Consider the following 12,915-nt stretch of genomic DNA (forward strand, 5'->3'; position numbering starts at 1 on the left):
AATTTATTTAAGCGTAAATAATTTATTAAAGGCGTAAGTCGCGCCTACATTCCAGACCGGTTCTTTTCCTCCCGTAATGGCAGAATTAATCGGTTGGTTATAAAAGTAAGAAAGCGTGACAGGGCTTGTTTTATGCGTCAGTGTAAAGGTTGCGTTTACGTAAGAGCCCTCTTCGCCGTTGGTAAATAAGTAAATCAATTGGGAATTTACACCCGCTAAAAACCCTTTGCCTAAGTCAATGTTATTGTATCCTCCGCGCAAGGTCAACAGGTTAGTAGGCTTCGTTTTATTCTCCACACTTCCAGCGCCCACTAAGTAGTAGAATCCCAGATTAACATGTTTATTGAAGCGGTAATTTTGAGACATTTCAGCTGCCAAAAAGCGCTGAGCGCGTAATACCTCTTCGTTGTTTCCATTAATGGTCACGGGAATAGTTTTGAAAATGATGGCTGGATGGGCCCCTACACTCCAAGTGAATTTGGGCGTTTTGGCTAATTTGTAGCGAAACCAATAGATGAAGGACCATGGTTTCCCTTCCAAAGAAAGGCGGAATTCCGGTTCAAAAGTCAATTTGCGTCCTACGGTAAAGTTGATAATCGCAGCGGGTTTTCCCAAAGTAAAAATAGGGATGATGGAAATTCCGTTATTGGTGATTAAGGTAGAGGTAGCGAATTGGATTTCTTTCTTGGTGGAATCTGTTGCTGTTTCAGCCAAACTCGTGAATTGCACGAGTAAGATCAAACAGATTGATATAATTAATTTCATGATTGGTTTTTCAGAAGAAGATGCAAAGGTACGATTCTCGTACGTGAAATAGGATAAAATTTTAACTTTTGGCCAAAGCTTCCATGGCAGCTGCGGAATACCGGGTCCCTTGAACCTCTACTTGGGAGGTCGCATTGGAAATTTGCTTGATGTCATCAGCGCTTAATTGCATTTGAATGGCATCAAAATTTTCATGCATACGATGCATTTTCGTCGTTCCCGGAATGGGTACAATCCACGGTTTTTGAGCTAATAACCATGCCAAACTAATTTGTGCTGGGCTTGCATTTTTCTCTTGCGCAATGCCTGCTAGAACGTTGATCAATTTCTGATTATGTTCACGCGCTTCCTCGGTAAAACGAGGTACGGTTCTGCGGAAATCTGTTTCATGAAACTCCGTATTTGCATCTATTTTTCCCGTTAAAAATCCTTTGCCGAGCGGGCTAAATGGAACAAAACCGATGCCTAACTCTTCGAGGGTCGGGATGATTTGTTGTTCAGGCTCCCGCGTCCACAAGGAATATTCACTTTGCAAGGCGGTTACTGGCATTTCTGCATGGGCCTTACGGATGTTGGCTGCTCCCGCTTCCGACAAGCCAAAATGTTTGACCTTTCCCTCTTTGATTAAATCTTTAACTGTGCCAGCCACATCTTCGATAGGGATGTTGAGATCCACGCGATGTTGGTAAAATAAATCAATGGCATCTACTTTTAGGCGCTTCAATGAGGCTTCAGCAACTTTGCGAATATTGGAAGGTGAACTATCTAAGCCATTCATTTTATATCCTTGGTTAGGGTCTAAATGAAAGCCAAATTTGGTCGCGATGACCACTTCGCCTTTAAATGGGGCTAATGCTTTTCCTACTAATTCTTCGTTGATAAAGGGGCCATATACCTCGGCCGTGTCAAAAAAGGTAATGCCTTTTTCCACAGCTGCCCGAATGATTTTGATCATGTCATTTTCATCAGCTTTGGGTCCATAACCAAAGCTCATGCCCATGCAACCTAGGCCCATGGCTGAAACTTCTAAGCCACTATTCCCTAATTTTCGTTTTTCCATGATGTATATTATTTCTAAATTTTGCGGGGCTGATGCCCACTTGTTTTTTGAAAAAGTGATTGAAATAGCTGATTTCATTAAACCCTAATGCTTCAGCAATGTCAGCAATGGTCCATTCTCCATGTGATAGAATTAATTTGGCTTCCTGACTGATGCGATCAGCGATAAGTTGCGACGTGGTTTTGATTGTTGTTTCTTTTACCGCGCGGTTTAAGTGATTTACGTGGACGGCCAATTGGTTTGCAAAATCAGATGGGGTCTTTAATTTGATTTTGTTTTGTGGCCCTTCGATGGGGAATTGCCGTTCCAATAATTCGAGAAATAGCATCGAAATCTTTTGATTTGCATTTCCTGGAGCATATCGACTGGAATTTGCCGGTTCCAATTTGAGGGCAGTATGCATCATTTCTAAGGCCAAATTCCGCAACATGTCATACTTGTGGATATAAGTGGAATCGATTTCGGCTAACATTCTTTCAAAAATAACCTGGAAAGATTCATACCCAGCATCGCTCAATTCTATGACAGGTGTGCCCGAAGGTTGATACAGTGAATAAGCCGAAAAATTGCCGTATTGTTGGAAAAAATCATGGTTGAATATGCAGAAATAACCGGTACGTAAATTCTCTGTAGAGTCCCATTTATAGGGAACTAATGGATTTGAAAACACGATAGCATTCTCTTTGACTTCAATGATTTTATTTGCGTAATAAATCGTTCCAGAGCCTTTGACTAAGGTGATTTTATAATAATCACGTCGACGGTAGGGCACTGTTTTCGCACCAATTCCGATGTATGGGTCGAGTTTAAATACATTGAAATGTCCCCAATCTTTGCTTAAGTTTTCGGGAATCCAATTGAATTTGTTTTGGTAGAAATCCTTTAAGGTTTCAATTTTTTCCATGTGCTTATTTATGGATTAATCAAACAAAGGTATGAGCGAGAAGCCAGTTATTCTATACAATATTCAAATAGATGTTTATATAAATCAAACAAAAAAGGCTCAAGATTTCTTGAGCCTTTTCATTACCACTTGCTTAGTCCGAGGATTTTTTCTCCCAAAGGATTGAGTTTGGCAGTATCATATTTGGTTTGTTCCCAGTTGCGTGGGTCACCCGGGAAGGCATAGCCTTCTGGAGCGATGCGGTTTTTCCAGGAGTTCACGCGCCATTCGCGCAAAGCTGCATTATCCTCCTCAGCCGGCATCATGGAAATGTATTGAGCACAGCGTACTTGATCGCTGTTATTCGCTCGAATACCGTGGGGTTGAAGGCTGTTGAAGATCAATAAGTCGCCAGCCTCCATTTTAACCTTGGTTGGCGTAAATCCAGTCGTGTCCGGTTTGAAACGATCGCGGTCTTCAGGCTGTGTCAATTTCCACGTATCGTAGTTTCTAAATAATTCCGGGATGCATTGGAATCCGCCCATGTTTTCGTCTGTTTGGTCCACAAGTGCTAACACACCTTGCACTTGAACGGGTTTGGTTTCCGGATCGTAGTCCCAATGAATGAATGCTTTATATTCGTGGCCCGGGCGAATCGGGAAATTTAGATTCGCACGATCAATCGTCACCCATAGTTTTTCCGTTCCCCAGATGTCCACAAAGGCATCATATACGCGTTGCATTTGTCGGTTATTCCAAAGATGCTGATTGTTGTAGCACTCCACCATGCCCGTTCCACCTAGCTCCTTCATTTTCATTTCAGCCCGCGGAGCCGTATACCAGGTACTCGGATCATTGGGGTCTTTTTCTTCGAATTCCCAAAGGAATTTTGCCGTTTCAAGTGCTTGTTCTCTTGGAACGGCTTGTTTGATGACGATATAGCCATTGTGTTTCCAAAATGTCCAATCTTCCTCGCTCAATACGCGCAAGGCCTCGCCATTTGGTCGATTGTTTAAAGATAGTTGGCTGCTTTTCGCAGTCGACGGATTTCCGGGAATGTCATAATGCGCATTGTTCGGAATCATGGTTTCGTTTTGCATAGCGGGTAAGGTTAAATTCTTTTGACAAATCTCTGCATTTTATTGCTTGCCAATTAATGCCTTATTGACAACTATTTGCACTGTATTGATATTTTTGGATATATTGGGTTTAAATCAGACAGATTTATGTCAATGAAATTAAAATTAGAACAGATTCAACCCGATTCGGAGAGTTCGTTTCGATTGTTGCTAACGCCACAGCTCAACGAAGTATTTTATTGGCATTTTCACCCGGAAATCGAATTGGTCTATGTGGAAGCGGAGCGCGGAATTCGACACATTGGCGATCATGTTTCGACCTATTATGGGTCGGATTTAGCATTAATTGGTTCGAATATCCCGCATTTGAATTTCGATTACGGCGCCAAAACTCGTGTGGAGACGGTCGTGATCCAATTTCCTCCTGATTATTTTCAAATCCGCATGGGACAGGTTCCCGAAATGCAAAAAGTGCGCGCATTGATGGAGCGCGCGAAATCAGGTTTAGCCTTTGATGGCGAAACGAAACGTCTGGTCGGGGAGCGCATGAAAATGATTCCAACGCTGAGTCGTTTTGATCAATTTGTCGAGTTATTGCATATTTTTCAATTGTTGGCGGAAAGTGAAACGGCGATTTCGTTGCGCGCTAGGCCGATTGCGAGCCAACAAGTTTTGAAACAACAGGAACGGATGGCGCGGGTGTATCAATATGTGGAGAAACATTTTCAGGACAAGATTAATACGGAACTGATTGCCGAGGAATTGAGTTTAACGGTTCCAGCTTTTTGTCGCTACATCAAGAAAACGACTTTGCTAACCTACACGGATTTTGTTAATCAATACCGGATCAATTATTCGAAACAGCTATTGTTACAAGACAAACCCATCAGCATTTGTTGCTATGAATCGGGTTTTGAGAATCTGTCTTATTTCAATCGGGTATTTAAAAAGCAGTTGGGGATGTCACCATCCCAGTTTAAAAAGCAAGGAAGGCTTGACCATTGATGGAAGAATTCGTCCATTAATAAATTTAAGGGCGAATTTGTCTCGAAGATTCGTAGTTTTGTCGCTTACATGTTTTCAATTTCATTTGTCTTTTGAAATTTGGAACGACGTTATACTAACCACCAAGATATGATAATCAAAAAAACCTTCAGCGGTTTACTGCTTTCCCTTCTTACTTCCCTTTCGATTTTTGCCCAATCGCCCCTTTCCATCCAAGGGAAATTACGCGATAAACAGGCGCCCGTAGAATTTGCAAATGTGCTTTTGTATGCACAATCCGATACAGTTAAATTGCTTAAAAGTGCCGTTTCTGATAGTTTAGGTCAATTCAAATTGACAACTTCAAACGGTAACTACCTGATCAAATTTCAAATGATGGGTTATGAACCCAAACGTATAGCGTTCCGCGTTCAAGAAAATACAGATTTGGGAACGATGATGCTGACCGAGGATAATCGCTTACTCGCTTCCGTAGAAGTTGTTTCCCAAAAAGAGCTCGTTCAAAAAACCACGCAAGGGTTTATCATCAAAGCCAAAGATAATTTGACACAAGCCGGCGGTTCCGCGACGGATTTATTGAAGTCGGTACCCACCGTTGTCGTGGATGCAGATGGAGCAATTACCGTTCGTGGCAAAGGTCCACTGATTTTAATTAATGGTCGGACATCCGGCATTTCGTCTACGGATTTAATTCCAGCGAGTAGCGTGGAAAGTGTCGAAATCATCAACAATCCTTCTGCGCAATATGATGCGGATTCCGAGGGGGGAATTATCAATATTAAGTTGAAGAAAGTGACTACGGGCGGGACGAATGCGATGGCTTCCATCGGGGGTGGTATGGGTGCAAAGGCAAGGGGTAGCTCTGCGTTTAGCATTAATCACCAGACGGGGAAATGGAACATCGGTTTGAATTACGACATGAAATATTCAGAACGTACCCGTGCGGCGAATACGACGCGGACGAGTTTTAATCAGCCTTTGAATTATTTATTGACGCAAGGCCGTCAAGATAATCGGACGGAGCAAACGCAAAATCTTAAATTGAACATTGACTATGCGGCATCGGATCGCGATGTGATTAACTTGGAGTTTATTGGAAATTTGGAAGGGCAAGATAATGATGAGACTTTGACTTCGCGTTTCGCTTCACAATGGGGCTCGTTTACGTCGCGCAATCGCCGGGAATCTTTTGAGGTAGAAAAGGCTCTTGTTGGGGAATTTGCTTTTACCTATGCGCATCAATTTGCAAGCAAGGGGGAGAAAATCGTTTGGAATGCGAGCACGTCGATTGGGAAAGAAAATCAGGATACAGACATCATCACGAATGCACAAAACGAATCGGGATCTTCTTTGGGAATGCCGTTTATGCAGCGGACTTACAGTTATCAAAAACCACAAACGACGAATCTTAAGGTGGATTATGTGAAGCCGCTTTCAGAAAAAGTGAAGCTTGAAACGGGGTATAAAGGTATTATTCGTTCCACGAATATTGATTACCAAAATCAGACTTTAGTCGGGGGAAATTATGTCAAAAATGCGGCCTTGAGTAATGTGTTTGATTTTCAAGAGCAGGTGCATGCGGCCTATGTGCAAATCAAATCGGAGCCAAGTAAAGCTTGGAAATATGACATTGGTTTGCGTGCGGAACAGGTGAATAATTCGGGATCTTCGGTTTCCAATTCAAGTATTTCATTCCAGCGGAATTATTTTAATTTGTTCCCTACGGCCAATTTGGCCTATTTTATTAATCCTTCGGATTTCGTGAAATTCAGCTATAGCCGACGAATTAATCGCCCTGGTTTGGGGGCTTTGAATCCGATGATTGATATAACGGATTCATTAAACCAGCACGGCGGTAATCCCTATTTGAAACCTGAATTAGTGCATGCATTGGAATTAGGTTACAATAAGGAAGGGGAAGGTTGGAGCCTTTCGAGCAGCGCATTTTATCGTTTGTCTAGCAACATCATAAGACCGTTCATTGAGATGAAAGCAAACGGGGTTGCCTTGACTACACCGCAAAACTTTGGTAATGGAAGTACTTATGGCTTAGAGGAGATATTTAATTATTTCCCAACCAAATTTTGGTCGGTGAATACCAGTGTTTCCATTTTTGATCAAAAGATTGACGGCAACGTTAGTAGCATGGATGTCGCGAATGAAGTGGTGAGTTGGTATGGAAAAATGATTCATAATTTCACCCTTTCAAAGACGACAAAATTGCAAGTGATTGGAGCGTATAATTCACCAACTGCCATGCCACAAGGGACGCGGATGGCTGTTTATAATGTGGATTTAGGTTTTCAAGCCAAAATTATGAAAGGTAAAGGTGGTTTAGGTATCGTGATTAGTGATGTGTTTAATATGCAGAAAAGTGGGAATATTGCTTCGGCTTCTAACTTCCAGTTAGAGCGAACGATGAAAGTTGATACGCGTGCCGTATTCATCACCTTCGCCTATTCTTTCGCGAACATCTTTAAAGAGTCCTTGCTCGAGAATCAATTTTCGAATGATTAAGGTTTGATTTCAATCTCGAAGGGTCCAGCCGGCAATGAGGTTTCATTTGTTAAATTGGCTCCTTCGGGATTATCTGCCCAAGCATATCGCACGAAATAGGGTTCACTTATTTCATCGGAAGAAACGATGACCTTGTTATTTTCGATATAGGCTTTGGCCCAAACAAATTTGCGATCTTTCCCTGCGATGGCGAAATATTGCAATTCGTTTTCAGCGCTTTTGTCGATTTTCAATAGACCTCCTTCCGATTTAAATTCCAATTCAATTTTGTTTTCCTTTCTTGTCGCCTTTGCAATTTGTGGCCCTGCGGGATCCTGGGTCACAGCATCAGCAAAGCGTTCGCCCAAAGGCTTTTTGCGCAAAGGATGTATGTCATTCCATTCGCCCAGGTCAAGTGCTACGACCATTTTGCTGTTGGGAATTTCCGCTTCTGCCTTTCGTTGCGCTTCGCGCAATTGTGCCCAATTGCTTTCAACCGGAAGAAATTGTCGGTCGCCAAATCCTGGTAATTGTGCATAGATAAATGGCAATTCGGACTGTTGGAATTTCGTTCGCCAGTTCACGGCCAAAGCCTTTAAGAACTCTTTATAATCTTGAGATTTGCTCGTATTGGATTCCCCTTGGTACCACAAGGTTCCACGTAGGCTATATGGAATAAGCGGCGCAATCATGCCATTATACAAGGCCGTTGGGCTATACATCTGTGCGGTTGAAACCTCGGGATTGGGATTCCACACGGCGCCCACTTTGTATTGCCATGGACCCATCAGCGTAAGGGATTCGTTGCCTAATTGCAGTTCATAGCGTTTGTCGGGCACAAAACCTCCTTTGCCTGCTTGGTTGCTCACGCGGATGACGAGTATGTTTTTTCCTGGGTGTAAAATACCGGGTTTGACTTCGTATCGACGAGGTGGATATTGGTAGGTGATATTCCCGATTCGCGTACCATTGACATACATTTCATCGGCATCCACAATCCGCCCCATGAAGATTTTGGCAGGTTGATTGACTTGCTCAGCCGTCAGTTCGATTTCTTTGCGGAACCACACCACGCCATTGAGATTGCTGAGTCCTTGATCTTCCCAAAATCCTGGAATGAAGTAGTTTTTCCAGCCTTGCGGCAGGTAATTTGTTTCGAACCATTTTACGGGTTCGGTTAATCCTTTGTCGGGCAATGATTTGGTTACCGCCACGGCTTGGATGCGTGTGGTATCCTGCGCGTAGGCTGGGAATTGTTTTAATTGGTCTAGGCTTAGCCATGATTCGATGGGCGAGCCGCCCACGCTGGCGTTTATGATGCCGATGGGGATGTGCGTTTTTTCAAATAGTTTTTGGGCAAAGAAATAAGTGACCGCACCCATGCTGAGGACGCTTTGGGGATTGGTTTCTTGCCAAACGCTTTTCGGCAAATCGGTTTTTTCTTGAATCTTGCTGGAGACCGTTGGGATGAAAAAATTACGTATCTGTGGATATTGGGCCTTTTTTATTTCTTCGGCATACAATTCTTTCACACGTTCCATCGGCAAAACCATGTTGGACTGTCCCGCACACAACCACACATCGCCCCAAAGTACATGGTGAATAAGGACGTCATTGATGCGAATATTGAAGGGCCCTCCTGCTGAAAAGGCGGGTAATTGAGCTGTCCATTTCCCCGTTTGATTGCTTTGTGTTTTAATGATTTTATTACGGGTTTCTATACGAATTTTTTCACCTGGACTGGCCCAGCCCCAGATCATCGTGGCTTTGTCGCGTTGCAGGACCATGTTATCGCCAACCAAAGCGGGGAGTTTGATTTGGCCGGAAGCGTTAAGTGCAATGAAAAAGAAAATGAATATGATAAATCTGTACATGGTATTTATTTTATCAGTTTACCGTTCAAAATTATGATTCCCAGCCTGTACCTTTGGCAATCCTCCAAGGTTTGCCAAAGGTAAGGGGGTGGACAAAGGTTAGAAGCCTCTCAAAGAGGGTGGTTATTCTACAACAAACTCATATTTCCCGCTCGCTAATTCCTGCACAAACGAATCGCTTTTTGCTTTCCATTTACGTGTTCCTTCCGTGATGCGCGCGCCAACTTTCACCGGCAAGGTCAATTGCGCCGTAGTATTCGCAGGCACTTCAAAACTATAAGTCACCCGACCGTTTTTTACTTCCCAGCCGCTGGCAATCTTCCCATACATACTAGAAATATGCCCTTTAGCATGCGTTAATACGCCCGTCGGATCAGGAATCGGGCGTATATAGAAATGTTTGAATCCTGGAGAATCGATATCGCGCTGAATGCCCAACGAATGATTGTACATCCAGGCCGCCACCGCGCCAAACGAATAATGATTAAACGAATTCATGCTGTTATTTCCTCCAAATCCATTCTCCACCGTATACGAATTCAAGCGTTCCCAAATCGTCGTCGCCCCATTGGCAACGGAATACAACCAAGATGGGTAAGTCTTTTGCGTTAATAAGCGATATGCCTCGGCATGATGGCCATTCGCGGCTAAAGCCTCACTGATGGATGCCGTTCCAATAAATCCTGTCATCAAGGAATAGGGTGGACGCGCCACACCACCATCATCCGTATTCGATCGCTTCACCGTTTCCACCAATCCCGCGACCGCGAATGGTTTATTCGTCGCATCGAAAATGCCTAATGCCAATGGAATGGCGTAGGAAGCTTGCGTATCGACCAACTGGCCTTTGTCTGTTTTTCCGGTAACAGCCGCGGCATTGGGTGGTCCCATCGTGGCAGCTTTTACGCCTGATTTCACCGTTTTGTGCGTTGCGGCATCCATGTAAATGGCATTGAATAAGGCCTTCCGAGCAGCAGCTTTTTGGGCATAATTCTTTGCATCTTCCGCAATGCCCAATATCCCCGCAACCTTCACCATAATCTCGTAATTGTAGGCCTGGTAGCTCATCCAAAATGCGGTGTTGTCATTTTTATTTCCTTCCGGGCTCAACCAATCTCCAAGTGGACCTTCATTCAAAATTCCTTCCGGGTTCTGTTTGGTCTCCAAAAAAGCCACATAACGCTTCATCGCATCGTAATGTTCAGCCAATAAAATCTTGTCGCCATATTGCTGATAGGTCTCCCACGGAATCACAATACCCGCACTTCCCCAAAGCGTCCCACCAAATCCTCCGCCCATCGGCGCAACATCCGTGAAGCGTCCATCCGCCCGCTGCACGTCACGCATGCCTTGCAAATGCCGACGTAAGAAATTGTTGACCGGTGCTAAATAAGTGGCTGTTTTGGAGAAGACATTGATGTCCCCCGACCAGCCCATCCGCTCATTTCGAGCTGGAGTATCTGTAGGAATGGACAAGAAATTTCCACGCATAGACCACGTAATATTGGTCCATAATTTATTGACCATCGGGTCTGAGGTCTCGTAAGACGAAGAAATTTCGCTGATCGACGATAGCACAATTCCCGCCACTTGTGGCAACGCAGGTGCCTGATCGACTCCCGTAATTTCTAAATAACGATAGCCATGGAAGGTAAAACGGGGCTGAATGTATTCATCGCCACCTTTCAATACATAAATATCTTGTGCCAAAGCGGCGCGAATATTCTCCAACATGATCATCCCTTTTTGCGAAGCATATTCGGCTAAATCTGGGTATAACATTTCCGCATAGCGCAAGGTAATGACCTGTCCCGCCTTTCCGTTTGGAATGAAAATCTTGGGAAAGCCCACCATGTTTTGTCCCATGTCATAAACGAAAACGCCTTTGCGGGGTTCTTGAATCGACTGCGCCTGCAAAACTTTGCGAACTTGTACGCGATCGTCAAACTGCCCGCTTAATTTCATGTGGCTGTAGTCCATCGATTTGTCCAAAAAGGCTGTTCCTTCCAGCGTAATTGCAGCTGCCGGTTTCCAGTTTTTGTCGCTGTAATCCGCTGTTGCCCAACCCGCAATCGCGGCATCTTTTTGCGCATCGTACACTTCTCCTTGAAAGAAACTTCCCACACGAATGGGACCATCGTTATAGCTTTTCCATTGCGCCGGATTCGTCTGGATTACTTGTTCGGTACCGTCGGCATATTCTATTATCAATTGGGCCAATAAGGATTGTCGGTCCCCAAAATAGTTCCAACTATCCCCGCTATAGGTAATATTTCCTGACCACCAGCCTTCGCTCAACCAAGCTCCCCACGCATTTTCACCGGATTTTAAAAGGGAGGTCACGTCAAAACTTTGGTACTGATGCGTCTTGTTGTACTGGGTTAAACCGGGATTAAAATAGTCTTCACCGACGCGTTTTCCATTCAAATACAATTCATAAATCCCGCGGGCCGTTGCGTAAATACGCGCCTTTTTGACGGCTTTTCCTTGCGTGGAAAATTCGGTTCGCAACATCGGCGCGGCGTGTTGGCTCGGATTCGCGACTGCCATCGTTCCACTGACACGGAACTGTTTTCCATCCCAACCGGGCCATAATTTTGGATTGTCAGCTGCCGCAAAAAGTGGATTACTCGGTTGGCGGAAATTCTTGATGAATACCTCGGAGAAATAAGCTGTTTCGCCTGTGGGAACTTGAAAGCCGATTTCGGCCAACATCGGATAGGAGATGAAGTTATTTCCCACGCCAACTGGATTTAAATTGAATCCTGAAGGGGCGAAAGGACTTGCGTTATTGGGACTCGGGTTGATTTTATGGTCCTTATCGGCCTGATCGATGTACACATCATACACGCCAAAATTACATGTCGCAAAAATGGTATGTGCCTGATATTGATTGGTTTTTGAAAGCAGATTTGTAGGAATTGGGAAGCGATATAAAGGCTTATTCGCTTGATCTTTGGGGTCATAACCTGCGCGAAAAACATTGAAAAAGGCTTGTGTGCTATCTGAGATATCTAACTCAAATCGAATGTAGGCTTCGTTTTTGGCACTCGCCACACCTTGAATATTGAGATTTTTATTCTGCAAACGAGGGTCATTTGCACCAAAAACAAAGGACGCTTTTTTCGAATGGGAAGCCTCGTCCAACTGAACTTTGTATTGAAACTTATAGACCGAAAGGTAGTTGCTGTAGAGGGGCAAATCGTTGGATCCGATCCATTGTGCATCGTTCCAGCCGCTGTTTAATAGACCAGTTTCGAAGGATGAATTAGCGGATATGAGTCGGTTTTTTTGGTCCCAAACCTGCACTTGCCAGGAATATTTTTGGCGCGCTGTTAACGCTTTTCCGGCATAAGAAATACCGATGGAAATATCCGATTTGTTTTTTTGGCTATCCCAAACCACGTTTTGCTTTTCGTCTTTGACTTGAATGCGGTAGGCGCTTTGTTTGTCTCCCCGAGTAGCGGAATTGCGTAGCATTTGCCAGGAGAAACGCGGTTTACTTTCGTCCATTCCCAAGGGACTATCTTGGTATTCCACTTGGAGTTTGGTGAGGCTGACCTGAGCGAAGCTGGAAAGACTTAGCAAAGTCAGGCAAATGATCTGGGCAAATTTCATGTTCAATCGGTTTAGAAATCGAATGTACGGAAATTAAATAGATGGAGTATCCCTAGGTGGGATAGGATAGTTGGCGGGTTGCATGCCAAATCCCCAGACTAAAGTCTGGGGTTATAAAAAGGTGGGGTATCCAAA

At 44.0% G+C, this 12,915-nt stretch carries 8 protein-coding genes; 2 read left to right on the top strand and 6 right to left on the bottom strand.

From position 1 onward, the window contains the following. Positions 1-3: 3 nt before the first annotated feature. The 4 genes from V7S75_RS02175 to V7S75_RS02190 all read right to left on the bottom strand — a co-directional run bounded on the left by V7S75_RS02175 (position 4) and on the right by V7S75_RS02190 (position 3,808). Entirely contained in the window at positions 4-765 is a 762-nt protein-coding gene (locus V7S75_RS02175) for a hypothetical protein (RefSeq protein WP_459511049.1), read from the bottom strand. Positions 766-826: 61 nt separating this feature from the next. Continuing rightward, positions 827-1,825, bottom strand: coding sequence for an aldo/keto reductase (locus V7S75_RS02180; RefSeq protein WP_459511050.1), 999 nt, complete (start codon positions 1,823-1,825; stop codon positions 827-829). Continuing rightward, the gene (locus V7S75_RS02185) at positions 1,800-2,729 is read right to left on the bottom strand and encodes a helix-turn-helix domain-containing protein (RefSeq protein WP_459511051.1); all 930 of its coding nucleotides are present in this window, start codon (positions 2,727-2,729) and stop codon (positions 1,800-1,802) included. Before V7S75_RS02185 ends, V7S75_RS02180 begins: the two co-directional genes overlap by 26 nt. Positions 2,730-2,851: 122 nt before the next feature. Beyond that, a complete protein-coding gene (locus tag V7S75_RS02190; protein ID WP_459511052.1) occupies positions 2,852-3,808 on the bottom strand; it encodes a phytanoyl-CoA dioxygenase family protein in 957 nt (318 codons plus the stop codon). Positions 3,809-3,934: 126 nt separating this feature from the next. Between V7S75_RS02190 and V7S75_RS02195 the strand changes: the two genes are divergently transcribed. Both V7S75_RS02195 and V7S75_RS02200 read left to right on the top strand, forming a co-directional pair. Further along, complete coding sequence (locus V7S75_RS02195; RefSeq protein WP_459511053.1) at positions 3,935-4,792, top strand: AraC family transcriptional regulator; 858 nt, start codon at positions 3,935-3,937, stop codon at positions 4,790-4,792. A 129-nt stretch (positions 4,793-4,921) separates the two neighbouring features. Beyond that, positions 4,922-7,309 (top strand): TonB-dependent receptor, encoded by a 2,388-nt coding sequence (locus V7S75_RS02200; protein WP_459511054.1) that lies wholly within the window; start codon positions 4,922-4,924, stop codon positions 7,307-7,309. Here the strand turns inward: V7S75_RS02200 and V7S75_RS02205 are convergent. Further along, positions 7,306-9,162 carry a sialate O-acetylesterase gene (locus V7S75_RS02205; RefSeq protein WP_459511055.1) on the bottom strand — a complete coding sequence of 619 codons (1,857 nt, stop codon included), beginning with the start codon at positions 9,160-9,162 and terminating at the stop codon, positions 7,306-7,308. The two genes, V7S75_RS02200 and V7S75_RS02205, sit on opposite strands and share 4 nt — an antisense overlap. Positions 9,163-9,285: 123 nt before the next feature. Beyond that, positions 9,286-12,780: a family 78 glycoside hydrolase catalytic domain gene (locus V7S75_RS02210; RefSeq protein WP_459511056.1), complete on the bottom strand. Its 3,495-nt coding sequence runs from the start codon at positions 12,778-12,780 to the stop codon at positions 9,286-9,288. Between the last annotated feature and the right edge of the window lie 135 nt (positions 12,781-12,915).

It is taken from the genome of Aquirufa sp. TARAVU-A1A (genome assembly GCF_054558675.1).

What these genes read in the sequence shown, in the direction of transcription:
- V7S75_RS02205 (WP_459511055.1), bottom strand. Translation starts at nt 9,162, where the DNA reads ATGTACAGATTTATCATATTCATTTTCTTTTTCATTGCACTTAACGCT.
- V7S75_RS02175 (WP_459511049.1), bottom strand. Translation starts at nt 765, where the DNA reads ATGAAATTAATTATATCAATCTGTTTGATCTTACTCGTGCAATTCACG.
- V7S75_RS02195 (WP_459511053.1), top strand. Translation starts at nt 3,935, where the DNA reads ATGTCAATGAAATTAAAATTAGAACAGATTCAACCCGATTCGGAGAGT.
- V7S75_RS02185 (WP_459511051.1), bottom strand. Translation starts at nt 2,729, where the DNA reads ATGGAAAAAATTGAAACCTTAAAGGATTTCTACCAAAACAAATTCAAT.
- V7S75_RS02180 (WP_459511050.1), bottom strand. Translation starts at nt 1,825, where the DNA reads ATGGAAAAACGAAAATTAGGGAATAGTGGCTTAGAAGTTTCAGCCATG.
- V7S75_RS02190 (WP_459511052.1), bottom strand. Translation starts at nt 3,808, where the DNA reads ATGCAAAACGAAACCATGATTCCGAACAATGCGCATTATGACATTCCC.
- V7S75_RS02200 (WP_459511054.1), top strand. Translation starts at nt 4,922, where the DNA reads ATGATAATCAAAAAAACCTTCAGCGGTTTACTGCTTTCCCTTCTTACT.
- V7S75_RS02210 (WP_459511056.1), bottom strand. Translation starts at nt 12,780, where the DNA reads ATGAAATTTGCCCAGATCATTTGCCTGACTTTGCTAAGTCTTTCCAGC.